We start from the raw sequence: 14806 nt of genomic DNA on the forward strand, positions 1-14806 counted from the left end.
CGACTGACTTTTGCAAGAGTGGAATCGTGATTGACCGTAGCGGCTTTCGACCCAATGTCGGCATCATCGTGTGCAACCAGCGAGGCGAGGTCTTCTGGGGCAAGCGGGTCGGTCATCGTTCATGGCAGTTTCCGCAAGGCGGCATCAATGCCGAGGAGCGGCCGCTGGAGGCAATGTATCGCGAGCTGCGCGAGGAGGTGGGCCTGCTGCCCGAGCATGTCTCGGTAATGGCCTGGACCCGAGGTTGGCTGCGCTACCGCCTGCCGCGCAACATGGTCCGGCGTCACGTCCAACCGGTCTGCATCGGTCAGAAGCAGAAATGGTTTCTCCTGCGCCTGCGCGCCGAGGAAAGCGCCTTTGACCTCAACGCCTCCCACAAGCCGGAGTTCGACGGCTGGGAGTGGCGGCCTTTCTGGTCGATCCTGCCCGAGGTGATCTACTTCAAGCGCACCGTCTATTTCCAGGCCCTCCACCAGTTGGCGCCCTTCCTCGAGAGCGTGCCCGCCGAGTGCCCGGACGACTGTCTGCCGGAGCAGCTCGAGCGGCGTGTCGGGCAGGCACCATCGGCCGACCTGGCCGCGGCGGGGAACCGCGATGCTCGATGAACTGCGTCAGATCGTCACCGAGGTATCCAAGTCCGCCGATCTGCGGGCCGCGCTCGACCTGATCGCCCGTCGGGTGCAGTCGGCGCTCGACGTCTCGGTCTGCTCGGTCTACGTGCTGGGTGGTGACGAGGCCGAGGCGGTCGAGCCCAGCCTGGTGCTGCAGGCCACCGAGGGTCTGAACAAGTCGATGGTGGGCCAGGTCTCGCTCGCCATGGACGAGGGGCTGGTCGGGCTGGTCGCGCGTCGCGCCGAGGTGATCAACCTCGAGGATGCCTCGACGCACCCGGCCTTCAAGTTCGTCACCGATATCGGCGAGGAGCCCTATCACGGCTTTCTCGGCGTGCCGATCATCCACCGCGGCGACGTGCTGGGCGTGCTGGTGGTGCAGGCCCGCGAGCGGCGTCGGTTCTCCGATGACCAGGAATCCTTCGTCGTCACCCTGGCTACCCAGCTTGCCTCGGCCATTCGCCATGCACGCGCCAGCGGTGAGCTGATGCGCACCGGCAACGAGCCCGGCGCTTTCGACTCGGCCTTCTCGGCGCGCGGGTTGCCCGGCTCGCCCGGGGTGGTGTTCGGCACTGCGGTCGTGGTGGCCGACGGCCAGTCGCTGGAGATGGTCGAGGATCGCGTGGTCGAGGACATCGACCACGAGCTGGGGGTGCTCGATTCCGCGATCGAGGCGGTTCGCCAGGAATTCGAGCAGCTCAAGATCGATTTCTCGCGGGCCTCGGGCAGCGAGGAAGAGAACCTGCTGTTCGACGCCTACATCCGCATGCTGTCGGGGGGGTCGCTGGTCGAGGCGATCGAGCAGCACATCCGCGCCGGCCAGTGGGCGGGGGCGGCGTTGCGCGATGCGATCGCCGAACACGCGGCCGTGTTCGAGCAGATGAGCGACGCCTACCTGCGCGAGCGTGCCCAGGACATCCGCGATCTGGGCAACCGGGTGCTGCAGAAACTGCACGCCGAGAGCGCCGAGCCGACCGAGTGGCCCGATCAGATCGTGCTGGTCGGCAACGACCTGTCCGCCTCGCACCTGGCCGAAGTGCCCACCGAGCGGCTGGTGGGTATCGTCTCGTCGACCGGCTCGGGCTCCTCGCATCTTGCGATCCTCGCCCGGGCGCTGGGCGTGCCGGCGGCGATGGGCGTCTCCGATCTGCCGATCTCGCGGCTGCGCAACAAGGAGGTGGTGGTCGACGGCTACCGCGGTCTGGTGATGGTCCGACCGCGGGGCTCGCTGCGCGAGGAGATGCAGCGGCTGGCCCGTGAGGAGGCAGAGCTGACCGAGGAGCTCGCCGCCCTGCGCGACGAGCCGGCGCTGACCTCCGATGGCGTGCGTGTCGCCATGCACGTCAATATCGGCCTGCTTTCCGACATGGCGCCGTCGCTGACCGTCGGTGCCGAGGGTATCGGCCTGTATCGCACCGAGGTGCCGTTCCAGATCCGCAAGCAGTTTCCCGGCGAGGAGGAGCAGGCCCACATCTACCGCGAGGCGCTCGAGACCTTCGCCGGCAAGCCCGTGGTGCTGAGGACGCTCGACGTGGGTGGCGACAAGCCGCTGTCGTACTTCCCGATCCGTGAGGACAACCCGTTTCTCGGCTGGCGGGGCATCCGGCTGGTACTCGATCATCCGGAGATCTTCCTCACCCAGATCCGCGCGATGCTCAAGGCCTCGGCGGGGCTGAACAACCTGCACATCCTGCTTCCGATGATCTCCGCGGTGGACGAGGTCGATCAGTCGCTGGCGTACATCGCCCAGGCGTTCGACGAGGTCTCCGAGGAAATCGGCGAGATCGAGCGGCCGAAGATCGGCGTGATGATCGAGGTGCCTTCGGCGGTCTACCAGGCCGACGCGCTGGCCAGCCGCTGCGATTTTCTCTCCATCGGCACCAACGACCTGACCCAGTACCTGCTGGCGATCGATCGCAACAACGAACGGGTCGCCTCGCGGTACGACGCCCTGCACCCGGCGGTGCTCGCCGCGGTTCGCGATGTCTGTACCGCCGGCGCACGTCAGGATTGCGAGGTGGCCGTCTGCGGGGAGTTGTCCGGCGACCCGCTGGGCGCCGTGCTGTTGCTGGGGATGGGTATCCACTCGCTCTCGATGAGCGCCGGGTCATTGCCGCGGATCAAGTGGGTGATCCGCAGCTTCTCGCATGCCGATGCCGAGGCGCTGGTCGATCAGGCGATGCGTTGCGAGCGACCGGCCGAAATACGGACACTGCTCAACCAGGCACTGGACGACCGTGGTTTGGGCGGCTTGATTCGCGCCGGTCGTTACTGACTTCGGCAACGTCGCAAGGGGATCAGGCTGGCTCGCCCTGACGGAGCCGCTGGGGGCGATTGACTTGACCCCGGCCGATGCCTATCATGGCGCACCTTCGTCACCGGCACGGGTCGAACCGCTCCGGCGGACGAGGCGCGTGTTGCGCGATGACGGCGAACGGAGTGTAGCGCAGTCTGGTAGCGCACCTGGTTTGGGACCAGGTGGTCGGGGGTTCGAATCCCTCCACTCCGACCAGTGAACAAGCCGAAACTTGCGCCTGTAGCTCAACCGGATAGAGCATCGGCCTTCTAAGCCGAGGGTTGCGGGTTCGAGTCCTGCCGGGCGCGCCATAAGCGCACCAGGATGAACGGTGAAAACCTTTCGATGGTGACTGTAGCTCAGTTGGTAGAGCCCCGGATTGTGATTCCGGTGGTCGTGGGTTCGAATCCCATCAGTCACCCCACCATAGCCACGAAAAGGCCCGCCTCCCACGGCGGGCCTTTTCGTGTCCAGTCGTTGCCTGATTCGTCAGTGGTCGGTGGCGGCCTGTCGGGCGTGCATCAGTCCTCGCCTTGTTCCTTTCCGTGGCTCCGGCTGCGTTCGTCCACCCGCTCTCGGGCCCGGCGAAGTACCTCCTCGTGCCGGTCATTGACGTAGAGCGCGTAGCTCAGCACCTCGGCGACCGCGCGGAACAGTTGTTCCGGGATGCGTTCGCCCAGGTCGATCTCGGCCAGGGCCCGGGCGAGCATCGGGTCTTCCACCGCCGGCACGTCGGCCTCGCGAGCCACCTCGATGATGCGTCGGGCCAGCTCGTCCTGCCCGGTCGCCACCACCTGCGGCACGTCGGTGCCGTCGTAGGCCAGCGCGATGGCGCGTCGCGGCGCCGACGAGCGGCGGTTCGAGTCGTTCGAATCGCTCATGCCTGCTCACTCAGAAAACCGTCCGGAGCCGAGTCGCCTGCCGCACTCGCGGTGTCGGGTTCGAGCCGGGCGCGTGCGCTGGCCGGTGCGGGCCCCGGGTAGGCGCCCAGCCGACCCGGCGTGAGGCCGGCATCGGTCAGTGCCCGGGCAAGCGTCGGGCGCGTGGTCTCGAGCAGGGCGACCGAATCGGGGCGATCGGCGAACAGGTCGACGTCGATGCGGTCGCCCTGCATGATCAGGGCGGCGTGCAGGGGACCGAGACGGGGCCATTCCATCGCCAGATCGATGCGCCAGCGCCCACCGCCGTTACGTGTTTCGCCCGATGTGTCCTCCTCGCGAATGCCCAGGCGCAACGAGTGGGCCTCGTTGGCCAGTTGCAGGGGGATCTCCAGCAACCAGGTGGGCTGGGTGGGGCCGGTCTGCGTGCCGGCTGCGGCTCCCGCGGCACCCTGCGACAGGGCGGTTGCCAGCTGGCTGCGCTCGACCTGTTCGCCGATCCGCTGCATGAATTCGAGTGTGGCCTGGCGGGCGGCCGGGTCGCGCGGCGCGAGGTCGGGCTGGGCGCGCAGACTCCGGGCGGCCTGTTGCAGGAGGCTGCCCAGCGGGGTCTCGGTCAGTCCCTGGCCGGTCGGTGCCGGCATGGGGCCGCCCACGCCGGCCAGCGGGTTCGGCGGTCGGGCCGGGTTGTCCGCCGTCGCGAGCCAGCCGGCGACCAGCCCCTGGATCAGCCGCGGCTCGCGTAACGCGGAGAGCAGCGGCAGCAGCCCGTTGAGCCCCGGAGGCACCGCCGAGGCGGTCGTCGCCGCCAGCGGTGGCGTGGCGGCAGCCGCCGCCGATTGCGCGGTGGTCGGTGGCGCTGTTTGCCCCGGCTGCATTGTCGCCGAGCCGACCTGGGTCAGCGCCGCGCGCATCAGCGATTCGGTCGCCGCGGTCCCGCCGCCCGGTCGAGCCCCCTGGAGGATGGCGGCCGGGATTGAGTTCGCGGTGGCCGCGGCCGGGCCGGGAGGCGTCGTCGGATTGGGCGGCCCGGCTGGCGTTGGAGCAGGCGGTTGTCGGCCGCCAGGTGCTGTGACCACCGCACCGGAGGACGTCGCGCCGGGAGTGGGCGTGCCCGTCGCAGGGGCGGACGCCCTCCCCGGGTTGGCGGCCGGTGGTGAATTGGCGGACGACGGGGTCGAGCCGGTGCCCGCCGTGCCCAGCCGTGCCAAGGCCTGTAGCAGGTTGCGCGTGAGCTGGGCCTGGTCGAGCTGACGAGGGTCCGGCGGTGGGCCGAGGGGGCGCAGATGGACCTGTTCGCCCAGACGGATCACCTCCAGGTCGATGGCCTGGCCGGCCTTGAGGGGGTGATGTGTGGTGACCTGCAATTGCCCGCCGGCGACCGAAAGGGTGGCTCGCTCGCCGGGCCGGGCGTCCGACAGCGAGATCGCGGCAAGCCGCTGGCCGGTCTGCAGGCGCAGGACCGGCCCGCTGGTGGTCGTCTGACCGGGCTGTTCGACCTTGAGAATCTTCATATGTGCTCCGGTCGGGGCGGTTGGCATCGATGGTAGGGCGGGCCGATGTCGCTCACAAGCCACAGGCGGGCTCACGGGAATTCACCACGAGTGACAATGTTTTGACATGTCTCGAGGGTCACGCTAGTTTTCACGGCGATTCCGAGAAACCTTTTGGCTCCGTGATTCCATTGACCGCCTCGACAGGTCCGTGTCGCCGGGGTGACCACAGTTTGCTCGGAAATGCGAGCGAGAAACAACAAGAATCGGCGTGGACACCGACGGCCACGCCCCCAGGAGAAACGCATGCCGCGGCCGCAACCCCTGTGCTGGATCGACAGCGAGGCCCCCGAGGCGTCATTGCTCAACGAGCAATTGATGCTGCTCGGCTTCGATACCTGTGTAGGCCCGGATTCGTGCGAAACGAATTCCCCCCTGTGTCGCCTGACGTTCTCCACCGACGGCATGGACGGGGCGGGTCGACGGAGGGAGTCCGTCCCGTGGATCCTGCTGGGGGAGATGGATGCCAGTCCGTCCGTTCGGCCGCAGGCCCAGTTGCCCTGGCCGGTACCGCTGGAGACGCTGCAAGCGGTGATCGCGCCCATGAAGAGCCGCTGGCACGGCGAGCGCCTGCGGCAGGAGAATCGGGGGCTGATCGGTCGCAGTCCGGCGCTGGAGGCCGTGCGCCACGAGGTGGCCCAGGTCGCGCCGACGGATGCCACCGTGCTGATCCTGGGCGAGACCGGCACGGGCAAGGAGGTGGTCGCGCGCATGATCCACATGCTGTCCGATCGCGCCGACAAACCGTTCGTGCCGGTCAACTGCGGCGCGATTCCGGGCGAATTGCTGGAGTCCGAGCTGTTCGGTCATGAAAAGGGCGCCTTTACCGGGGCGATCACCCAACGCAAGGGGCGCTTCGAACTCGCCCAGGGTGGCACCATCTTCCTCGACGAGATCGGCGACATGCCGTTCTCCATGCAGGTCAAGATCCTGCGAGTGCTCCAGGAGCGCAAGTTCGAACGCGTCGGTGGCAGCATGTCGTTCGATGCCGACGTGCGGATCGTGGCGGCCACTCACCGCGACCTGCTCTCGATGGTCGATGAGGGCAAGTTCCGCCAGGATCTCTACTACCGCCTCAACGTCTTCCCGATCCAGACCCAGCCGCTGCGCGCACTGCGGGACGACCTGCCGGAGATCGCCACTGCGTTGGTCGAGCGATTGCGTCGCGACGGGCGTCCAGCCCCGGAACTGACCGACGCCGTCGTCTCGACGCTCAAGCAACATGACTGGCCCGGCAACGTGCGCGAACTGGCCAACGTGCTCGAGCGCATCGGCATCCTCGCGGCAGACCGCCCGGCCCGCATCTCGGATCTGCCCGCCCACCTGCAGCATCTCGGTCCGGCAGAGCTCGAAACGGCACCCAACGCAAGCCACGAACCGGATCAAGTCGCCGCCGAGCGCCTTGATCCGGACCCGCGCAGCATCTGGTCGCTGACAGAGAATCTCGGGCCGCGATTGCCGCTTACCCCCGAGGAGGTCGAGGACTGCGATCTGACCCTGCCGGAGGACGGCATTTCGTTGAAAGGGCAGCTCGAGGCGATCGAGCAGGCCTGGATCCAGGCCGCCCTGTCTCAGGCCGATGCCGTGGTCGCCCGCGCCGCGCGGCTGCTCGGCATCCGTCGTACCACGCTGGTCGAGAAGATGCGCAAGTACCAGATCGGCTGACCGCCGAGTGGCTGGCCTGGATTTGGCACACCTCGTGCAAGTGACTGCGCACGTCAATTCGCGACAGTCAACGAGGTGGGTCCATGAGCGGCAACGACATGTCCGTCGACCAGATCCTTTCCCAGATGCAGCAGCTGCGCACCCAGGCGACCCAGCGGCCGGCCGGTCCGGAGGCCGTCAATCCCGCGGCGCAGGGCGTCAATGAGGTCGAGCGCAGCAGTTTCGCCGATGCGCTCACCCAGGCGGTCGGCCAGGTCAACGAGTCCCAGCAGACGGCCGCTGATCTCAGGAACCGGCTCCAGGCGGGCGACGACAACGTGACGCTCACCGAGGTCATGCTCGCCTCGCAGCGATCTTCCGTGGCCTTCGAGGCGACCCTGCAGGTACGCAACCGATTGGTTCAGGCCTACGAGAAGGTCATGAACATGCCGCTTTAATGCCGCGTTCCACTCCCGTCACCCGTGTTTCCCTGATTCGGACGTAACGTCATGGCCCAAGGTTCAGCTATCACCACCACCCCGACCGGAAGCGGCGAGAGCCCCCGCTGGATCCGCCAGATGGATGCGTTCACGCAGTCGTCAAGTTTCCGGCAGTTGCTCCTGCTGATCGCACTGGCGGCGGTGATTTCGTTCATGGTCGGTTTCTTCCTCTGGGGTAGCGGCAAGTCGATGGTGCCGCTCTATCAGTCTCTGGACGCCCAGTCCTCCGCCGAGGTGGTCGAAGCGCTCAAGGCCGCGGGCGAACCCTACGAGCTGGCCGACGACGGCACGGTGATGGTGGGCGCGGATCGACTGCCCGAGATCCGCATGCTGATGGCGCAGCAAGGGTTGCCGGGCAGTGATGGCGTGGGCCTGGAAATGCTCAACGAGGATCAGTCGCTGGGTACCAGCCAATTCATGGAGCAAGCGCGCTATCGCCGGGCGATCGAGACCGAGCTGGCCCGCTCCATTCAGACGATCGGTGCCATCCGTGCCGCGCGCGTGCACATCGCCCAGCCCGAGAAGTCGGTGTTCGTGCGTGATCGTGAGACACCGACTGCCTCGGTGGTGGTCGACATCAAGGGGGGCAGCAACCTCGGTCGAGGCCAGGTCAATGGCATCGTCCACCTGGTTGCCTCGAGTATCAACGACCTTTCCCCCGAGAACGTAAGCGTGGTGGACCAGGGCGGCAACCTTCTGACCAACGATGGTGACGATGCCGCCGGCATGGGGCTGACCAGCCGCCAGTTCCAGTACCGTCAGAATCTTGAGCAGGCCTACGCCCGCCGGATCGAATCGCTGCTCGCACCGATCGTGGGCTCGGACCGCGTTCGGGCCCAGGTCTCTGCGGAGATCGATTTTTCACGCCGCGAGGGAACCAGTCAGACCTATGGACCGGACGAGGGTGTCCTGCTGAGCGAGCAGATCAATGAAACCATCCGTTCGCTGGGTGGAGGCGAGGGCATCGTGGGTGTGCCGGGCGCGATCGCCAACCAGCCGCCAGGCGGTGGCGAGGTCAATCCGGATGGGGGCGAGGGTGGCCTGGTGCCCCCGCAGGACCTGAGCGTCGAGGAGTTCCAGACGCTGGCGCAGACGCCGATCGACAGCGACCGCAACGAGACGCGTAACTACAACGTCGATCGCAATATCGAACACACCCAGTTCGCCAGTGGCAAGATCGAGAAGCTCAATGTCGCCGTCCTGCTCGACGAGAACGCGACCGGCGGCGGTGACGCAGCCGAGGACGAGAACGAGGAGGCCGCCGAGGCCGCTGCCGAGGAGCGCGCCGAGCGCCTCGAGCAGATGCGTGCGCTGGTGGCCCAGTCCGTCGGTATCGACGACGCGCGTGGCGACGAGGTCACCCTGAGCACCTTCCCGTTCGTCGACCAGGACATCGAGCCGGTTACCACGCCGGTCTGGGAACAGGGCTGGTTCTGGGCCACGTTGAAGAACGCCGGCATCGGCCTTGCGATGCTGCTGGTCTTCCTCTTGGTGGCCCGCCCCCTCCTCAAGATGCTTGCCGAGAGTCGTCGCGAACGTGTCGCCTCCTCGACCGAGCTCACCGATCAGTCGGGGCAGCAGGGCTCGCAGTACACTATGCCGACGCAGTACCCGGACGAGCGCCGTGCCCAGTCGGAGGGTGAGGCATACGACGAGGATGACCTCTCCAACGTGCCCGAGCTGATCGGCAATGCCAGCTACACTGACAAGCTGCGCCAGTTGCGCAAGAGCGTGAATCACGATCCCAAGGCGGTCGCGGCCGTGATCAAGCAGTGGACCCACGAGGAGAACTGATTTCCCATGGCCCAGGCACTCGATACCAATCTCCCGCAGGAAAGCCCGCTGGCCGGCCTGAAGGGACCGGAAAAGGCCGCCATCCTGATGATGGCGCTGGGCGAGGAGTCCGCGGCGCATATCTTCGCTCACCTCGACCCACGCGAGGTGCAGAAGATCGGCCAGGCGATGGCCGTGCTGAAAACCGTCACCCGCCCGCAGATCCAAGCCGCGCTGGACGAGTTTTCCGACGACCTGGAGAACCAGACCGGTCTGGCACTGGGCTCGAACGACTACATCCGCAACGTGCTGACTCGCGCGTTGGGCGAGGACAAGGCCGCCGGCCTACTCGAGCGGATCTCGTCGCAGGGCAATCGGCGCAACCTCGAGTTCCTCAAGTGGATGGATGCGCGTTCGATCGCCGAGATCATCCGTTACGAACACCCGCAGATCATCGCCATCGTGCTCTCGCACCTGGAAAGCGACCAGGCCGCCGAGATCCTGCAGATGCTGCCCGAGAACACCCGCACCGACATCGTGCTGCGCATCGCGCATCTCGAGGGGGTCTCGCCGCAGGCCCTCGAGGAGCTCGACGACATCATGGAGCGCCAGGCTTCCGGCACCCAGGGCGGCAAGTCCTCCAAGGTCGGTGGCGTCAAGATCGCGGCCGGCATCATGAACTTCCTCGAGTCCAACGTCGAAGAGGAGCTGATGGGACGCGTCAAGGAGACCGACGAGGAGCTGGGCACCCAGATCGAGGACCTGATGTTCGTCTTCGCCAACCTGGTTGACGTCGAGGACCGCAGCCTGCAGATCCTGCTGCGCGAGGTGCCGGCCGACAAGTTGCTGCTGGCGATGAAGGGCGCCGATTCGGAGCTCAAGGAAAAGATCTTCGGCAACATGTCCCGGCGTGCCGCCGAGATGATGCGCGACGATCTCGAGACCCTCGGCCCGACACGTCTGGCCGATGTGGAGGCTGCGCAGAAGGAGATCCTGCAGGTGGCCCGTGCGCTGGCCGACGAAGGCAAGATTGCCCTGGGTGGCGGAGGTGGCGATGAGTTCATCTGACGACGCCCCGACGCTCACCCGTCCGCTCGAGGCCAACGACTGGCAGGAACTGGTGGACGCCTGGGAACTGCCGGATTTCAGTGTCGAGCCGGCCGAGGAGTCGGCCGACGAGCTCGACCCGGCCACCGCCGAGGAGCTCGCCAAGGCCCGTGCCGAGGCCGAGACGCGCGGTTACGAGGCGGGACTGCAGAAGGGACGCGACGCGGGCTACCGGGAGGGCATGGCCGCCGCCCGGGAAGAGATCGAGGCGATCGAGAACCGGCTGCGCGGCTGGCTTTCGCACCTGGAGCGGCCATTGGCGCTGCTCGACGACGAGGTCACCGAGCAGCTCACGGCGCTGGCTACCCAGATCGCCCGGGTGATGGTGGCCCGCGAGGTGCAGGTGGACAACAGCGGGCTGCCGGCGATCGCCCGCGAGGCCCTGTCGGCCCTGCCGGTGTCGGTGCGCTCGGTGACCCTGCGGTGTGCCCCGGCCGATGAGTCGGCCCTGCACGAGATCCTGGACGACCCGCGTTTCGAGTCGATCGACCTGCGTGCCGATGCAACGGTCAGTGCCGGTGGCGTGGTGGTCGAATCGGGCGATGCGCGCGTGGATGCCAGCCTGGCCAACCGCTGGGCGGCGACCCTGGATCACCTGATCGGTCGGGTCTATCCGGGACCGGAGCAGCCGGTCCCCGCGAGCGACACGGCCCGGGCGGCCCGGGCGACGGCGCAGGGCGACCGGCCCGACGAGGCTGCTCCATCCGACCAGCCGGCGAGCCCCAGGGGCGAGTCGGCGCCAGCGGCCAGCTCGACCCCGGAACGCGATGAACCCCCGGCCGAGGAGCGCGGCGATGACTGATCCCGGCTTGCGCGATCCCACCATGGATGTGTCCCTGAACTGGGCGCGACGCCTGATGGGCACGACCGCGCGCGTCGACGCCCCGGCGGCGGCCTCCGAGGGCCGGATCGTCCGGGTCGTGGGCCTGGCGCTGGAGGCGCGTGGACTCTCGGCGCTCATCGGGGACCAGTGCGAGGTAACCGACCCGCAGGGGCGGCGCTTCGAGGCCGAGGTGGTCGGGTTCGCCGAGGAGGCGACCTACCTGATGCCGCTGGAGACCACGCAGGGGGTCGGTCCGGGCTGCCGGGTGAAGAATCTGGGTGCGGCCAGCCGTGTGCCGATGGGCGAACAACTGCTCGGCCGGGTCCTCGATGCCCGCGGCCGGCCGATCGACGATGGCGATCGCCTTACCGGCGATGCCTCGGTCAACCTGCAGGGGCGACCGATAAACCCCTTGAAGCGACGCGAGATCACCGAGCCGCTCGACGTGGGCGTGCGGGCGATCAACGCGCTGATGACGGTCGGCCGTGGGCAGCGCATGGGCATCTTTGCCGGCTCGGGCGTGGGCAAGAGTGTGCTGCTCGGCATGATGACCCGCTACACGCGGGCCCAGATCATCGTGGTGGGGCTGGTCGGCGAGCGGGGCCGCGAGGTGGCCGAGTTCGTCAGCGAGATCCTGGATGACGAGGCCCGCCAGCGGGCGGTCGTGGTGGCCGCACCGGCCGACAGTTCCGCGCTGATGCGCCTGCACGGGGCGAACCTCGCCAGCTCGATCGCCGAGCATTTCCGCGACCAGGGCTTCGACGTGCTGCTCCTGATGGATTCGCTGACCCGCTACGCCCAGGCCCAGCGCGAGATCGGGCTGGCGATCGGCGAGCCGCCGGCGACCAAGGGTTACCCCCCGTCTGTGTTCGCCCACCTGCCCAAGCTGGTGGAGCGGGCCGGCAACAGCGAGAACCGCCAGGGAAGTCTGACCGCGTTCTACACGGTGCTGGTCGAGGGCGACGACCTGAACGACCCGGTGGCCGACGCCGCCCGCGCGATCCTCGACGGGCACATCGTGCTCTCGCGCGAGATCGCCGAGCGGGGCCGCTTCCCCGCGATCGACGTCGAGGCGTCGATTTCCCGGCTGATGCCAAAGCTGGTCGACCCGGATCATCTATCCTTGATGAGACGATTCAAGGAGTTGGCGTCCACCTACCGCGAGAACCGCGACCTGATCGCGGTCGGCGCCTACCGCCGTGGTCAGGACGCGCGTCTCGACCGGGTGATCGACATCCAGCCCGATCTCGAGGCGTTCCTGTCGCAACCGATGGACGAACCGGCCGACATGGCCTCGAGCATCGACGCGCTGGTCGACCTGCTGCATTCGGATTGACGGGGTAAACGGGCATGAGTGACACGCAGCGATTGAAATCCCTGGGCAACGCCGGGCGGGTGATGGGCCATCAGGCGGATCTCGCCAGCCGTCGTCGTCGCGAGGCGCAGCGCGAGCTCGACGCCCAGCGCCAGCGCCTGGCGGACCTGGAAGGCTACTTCACCGAATACACCAATAACCTGGGCTTCGCCGCCGAGGGACGTAATCGCGCCTTCGCGTTGCAGAACTACCGCCAGTTCATGGCTCGGATCGAGGAGACCATCGAGCATCAGCGCAAGGTGGTCCACGATCTCGAAGAGCGGCTGAACAAACGGGCGAACGACGCCCGCGAGGCGCATGCGCGCAACGAATCGGTCGACCGTCTGAGTCAGCGTTACCGCGACTCGATCCGGCGGCGGGCCGATCGGGCCGAGCAGCAGGTGATGGATCAGCATGGCGCGGCCAAGGCCGCGCACGGGGGCGGAACAGGGGGTGTGCGATGAGTCAGATCGGTGAAGGCAAGGCGGCGATCGAGGGCCTCGGTCGCCTGCTGGGCGCAGGCGAGGGCAAGGCGGGGCGACTGCCCGCCGGCCTTGGCGGTGGAGCGCGTGAGGAATTCGCCCGACTGATGGCCTCGGCTCAGGGCCGCTTTCCCACTGACGGCAAGGCCGGCGAGATGCCCGTGTCCCGGTCGTCGATAGCCGGTCAGCTTGGCCAGCTTGATCAGGGGGGCGAGGAGCTTGCCGAGGCGCTGGCGGGGTTGGCCGAGCAACTGGCCCAGTTGCGCGAGGCCCTCGGTGGCAAGTCCGGTGACGGTGGGGCGGCCGGCGAATCGTTGCTCGGGGAGGCCGAGTTGGAGGGGATGGATGCCCTGCGTTCGGCACTGGACGATCTTTCCGACGACATCGAAGGTCGCCTCGTCCGCCTCGAGGAGATGGCCGGCAAGGCCGGGGACTGGGATGCGGGTGATGAAATGGGCCGGGGGCCGGTTCAGGGGAAGACGGATCGCGCTGCCGTTGACGACTGGCCGGGTCTGGAGTCGTCTGCATGGGGCGATGTCAGCGAGTCGTCGAACGGCGAACTCGCCGAGACGATCACGGCCTTGCGTGACGAGGTCGAGGCCCTGACCGAGGCCCTTTCCGGTCTGGAGCAATCGGTCGAGTCAGGGCAACCGCAAGTGGCCTTGTCGCTCACCGAGTTGACCGAGCGCCTGTCGAGCCTGCGTGAGAGCGTGCTCGAGGCCCGTCGTGAAGGCGGAGCGGGGCGTTCGGCGATGCCAGCCGGACTGCCGGGGCAACTGCAGGCACTGGAGCAGGCCCTGCAGCGGGCCCAGTCGGCCGCGGGTGGCGAGGCCCAGCTTGCCCAGACCGCGCAGGCAGCCCGGGGCGCGGGTGCACGTGGCGAGGAGTCGGTCCGGGACGGCAACTGGCGCTTTGCCGAGACGGGGCGACGTTCGGGAGGGAATGCCGAGTCGGCGCGCCTGGGTGGTGTGGCGGCCGCCGATGCCGGTCGCGATGCCGACTGGTCCGGTGGGCCGGTCAGTGCTGCGCTGGGGCTGACTGGCCGGGAGTCGCCCGCGCTCGAGCGCGCTTCGCTGACGCGCTGGTCGGTGCTCAACGGCCTGGAGGGCCAGGCGGTCGGGCGAGGCGAGCCGGATTCGCTCCCGGCGGGCGGGTCGGCTGCCGCGACCGGGGTCGGTGGCAGCCCGTCAGCACCGCTCTCCGGCAGCAGCCCGTCAACCGGGATCTTCACAGGTCAGCCAGCGACGGGCGCGCCCAATCCGCAGATGCCCGCGCAGCTGGGTCAGCAGATCCAGTGGATGGTGGGCAAGGGGGTTTCCCGAGCGAACATCGAGTTGCGGCCAGCCGATCTGGGACCGCTGAAGATCGCGATCGAGACCCAGGGCGACGAGACGCGTATCGCGCTGACGGCGACCAATGCCACCGCGCAGGGGCTGCTCGAGCAGCAGTTGCCCCGCCTGAAGGAATGGTTGCAGGAAGCCGGGCTTGCCGATAGCGAGGTCGAGGTCGGCCTCGGCCAGGAGAGCGATTTCGGTCAGCAGCTGGCCGATGCCGACGAGGGCGGCCAGGGCAGTGCCGGCGGCGCCGGTGGTGGCGCCGACTCCAGTGGGGGTGAGCAGATCGCCCTGGCTGCCGACGGGAGCGATGGTGGGGACACCACGGAGGAAGGCCGCCTGGTCCTCGACCTGTTTGCCTGACCGCATTTCAGCGCCTGCCTGCGTTTTTCAAAGGGGCCGCCCGGGCGGCCCCTTTTCGCGTTCTCCGGTCGCGTGATTCGTGGCGAAT

12 protein-coding genes and 3 tRNA genes are annotated in these 14806 nt (G+C 67.9%); 13 read left to right on the forward strand and 2 right to left on the reverse strand.

All coding sequences use genetic code 11. The annotated features are described in order from the left end of the window. The first annotated feature begins 26 nt into the window (after positions 1-26). The 5 genes from ACLFRM_RS00150 to ACLFRM_RS00170 all read left to right on the forward strand — a co-directional run bounded on the left by ACLFRM_RS00150 (position 27) and on the right by ACLFRM_RS00170 (position 3331). Entirely contained in the window at positions 27-605 is a 579-nt protein-coding gene (locus tag ACLFRM_RS00150) for an RNA pyrophosphohydrolase (protein WP_410753525.1), read from the forward strand. After that, positions 595-2886, forward strand: a complete 2292-nt coding sequence (ptsP, locus tag ACLFRM_RS00155; RefSeq protein WP_410753527.1) for a phosphoenolpyruvate--protein phosphotransferase — start codon at positions 595-597, stop codon at positions 2884-2886. Before ACLFRM_RS00150 ends, ptsP begins: the two co-directional genes overlap by 11 nt. 160 nt (positions 2887-3046) lie before the next feature. Beyond that, positions 3047-3123: transfer RNA gene (locus ACLFRM_RS00160), tRNA-Pro, on the forward strand. 18 nt (positions 3124-3141) lie between these two features. Beyond that, positions 3142-3218 (forward strand) — tRNA-Arg (locus ACLFRM_RS00165). Positions 3219-3255: 37 nt separating this feature from the next. Next, positions 3256-3331: transfer RNA gene (locus tag ACLFRM_RS00170), tRNA-His, on the forward strand. 97 nt (positions 3332-3428) lie between these two features. Here ACLFRM_RS00170 and ACLFRM_RS00175 read toward each other — a convergent pair. Continuing rightward, entirely contained in the window at positions 3429-3788 is a 360-nt protein-coding gene (locus ACLFRM_RS00175; RefSeq protein WP_410753529.1) for an EscU/YscU/HrcU family type III secretion system export apparatus switch protein, read from the reverse strand. Beyond that, positions 3785-5299: a flagellar hook-length control protein FliK gene (locus ACLFRM_RS00180; protein WP_410753531.1), complete on the reverse strand. Its 1515-nt coding sequence runs from the start codon at positions 5297-5299 to the stop codon at positions 3785-3787. The genes ACLFRM_RS00175 and ACLFRM_RS00180 overlap by 4 nt, the downstream gene beginning before the upstream one ends. A 285-nt stretch (positions 5300-5584) precedes the next feature. Between ACLFRM_RS00180 and ACLFRM_RS00185 the strand changes: the two genes are divergently transcribed. The 8 genes from ACLFRM_RS00185 to ACLFRM_RS00220 all read left to right on the forward strand — a co-directional run bounded on the left by ACLFRM_RS00185 (position 5585) and on the right by ACLFRM_RS00220 (position 14718). Further along, positions 5585-7003 carry a sigma-54 interaction domain-containing protein gene (locus ACLFRM_RS00185; RefSeq protein WP_410753533.1) on the forward strand — a complete coding sequence of 473 codons (1419 nt, stop codon included), beginning with the start codon at positions 5585-5587 and terminating at the stop codon, positions 7001-7003. An 83-nt stretch (positions 7004-7086) separates the two neighbouring features. Further along, positions 7087-7440 carry a flagellar hook-basal body complex protein FliE gene (gene fliE, locus ACLFRM_RS00190; protein WP_410753535.1) on the forward strand — a complete coding sequence of 118 codons (354 nt, stop codon included), beginning with the start codon at positions 7087-7089 and terminating at the stop codon, positions 7438-7440. 120 nt (positions 7441-7560) lie between these two features. Further along, positions 7561-9276, forward strand: a complete 1716-nt coding sequence (gene fliF / locus ACLFRM_RS00195) for a flagellar basal-body MS-ring/collar protein FliF (RefSeq protein WP_410753537.1) — start codon at positions 7561-7563, stop codon at positions 9274-9276. 6 nt (positions 9277-9282) lie between these two features. Next, complete coding sequence (fliG, locus tag ACLFRM_RS00200) at positions 9283-10323, forward strand: flagellar motor switch protein FliG (protein ID WP_410753539.1); 1041 nt, start codon at positions 9283-9285, stop codon at positions 10321-10323. Continuing rightward, complete coding sequence (locus ACLFRM_RS00205) at positions 10310-11164, forward strand: FliH/SctL family protein (RefSeq protein ID WP_410753540.1); 855 nt, start codon at positions 10310-10312, stop codon at positions 11162-11164. Before fliG ends, ACLFRM_RS00205 begins: the two co-directional genes overlap by 14 nt. Continuing rightward, positions 11157-12521, forward strand: coding sequence for a flagellar protein export ATPase FliI (fliI, locus tag ACLFRM_RS00210; RefSeq protein ID WP_410753542.1), 1365 nt, complete (start codon positions 11157-11159; stop codon positions 12519-12521). Before ACLFRM_RS00205 ends, fliI begins: the two co-directional genes overlap by 8 nt. Before the next feature lie 14 nt (positions 12522-12535). After that, positions 12536-13003: a flagellar export protein FliJ gene (gene fliJ, locus ACLFRM_RS00215; protein ID WP_410753544.1), complete on the forward strand. Its 468-nt coding sequence runs from the start codon at positions 12536-12538 to the stop codon at positions 13001-13003. Further along, positions 13000-14718, forward strand: a complete 1719-nt coding sequence (locus ACLFRM_RS00220) for a flagellar hook-length control protein FliK (RefSeq protein ID WP_410753546.1) — start codon at positions 13000-13002, stop codon at positions 14716-14718. The genes fliJ and ACLFRM_RS00220 overlap by 4 nt, the downstream gene beginning before the upstream one ends. The last annotated feature ends 88 nt before the right edge of the window (positions 14719-14806 follow it).

Source organism: Guyparkeria sp. (genome assembly GCF_046540515.1).
Classification (GTDB): domain Bacteria; phylum Pseudomonadota; class Gammaproteobacteria; order Halothiobacillales; family Halothiobacillaceae; genus Guyparkeria.

Coding starts and splice junctions, on each gene's coding strand:
- fliJ (WP_410753544.1), top strand. CDS start 12,536: ATGAGTGACACGCAGCGATTGAAATCCCTGGGCAACGCCGGGCGGGTG.
- ACLFRM_RS00180 (WP_410753531.1), bottom strand. CDS start 5,299: ATGAAGATTCTCAAGGTCGAACAGCCCGGTCAGACGACCACCAGCGGG.
- ptsP (WP_410753527.1), top strand. CDS start 595: ATGCTCGATGAACTGCGTCAGATCGTCACCGAGGTATCCAAGTCCGCC.
- ACLFRM_RS00220 (WP_410753546.1), top strand. CDS start 13,000: ATGAGTCAGATCGGTGAAGGCAAGGCGGCGATCGAGGGCCTCGGTCGC.
- ACLFRM_RS00205 (WP_410753540.1), top strand. CDS start 10,310: ATGAGTTCATCTGACGACGCCCCGACGCTCACCCGTCCGCTCGAGGCC.
- ACLFRM_RS00175 (WP_410753529.1), bottom strand. CDS start 3,788: ATGAGCGATTCGAACGACTCGAACCGCCGCTCGTCGGCGCCGCGACGC.
- fliF (WP_410753537.1), top strand. CDS start 7,561: ATGGATGCGTTCACGCAGTCGTCAAGTTTCCGGCAGTTGCTCCTGCTG.
- ACLFRM_RS00185 (WP_410753533.1), top strand. CDS start 5,585: ATGCCGCGGCCGCAACCCCTGTGCTGGATCGACAGCGAGGCCCCCGAG.
- fliE (WP_410753535.1), top strand. CDS start 7,087: ATGAGCGGCAACGACATGTCCGTCGACCAGATCCTTTCCCAGATGCAG.
- fliI (WP_410753542.1), top strand. CDS start 11,157: ATGACTGATCCCGGCTTGCGCGATCCCACCATGGATGTGTCCCTGAAC.
- fliG (WP_410753539.1), top strand. CDS start 9,283: ATGGCCCAGGCACTCGATACCAATCTCCCGCAGGAAAGCCCGCTGGCC.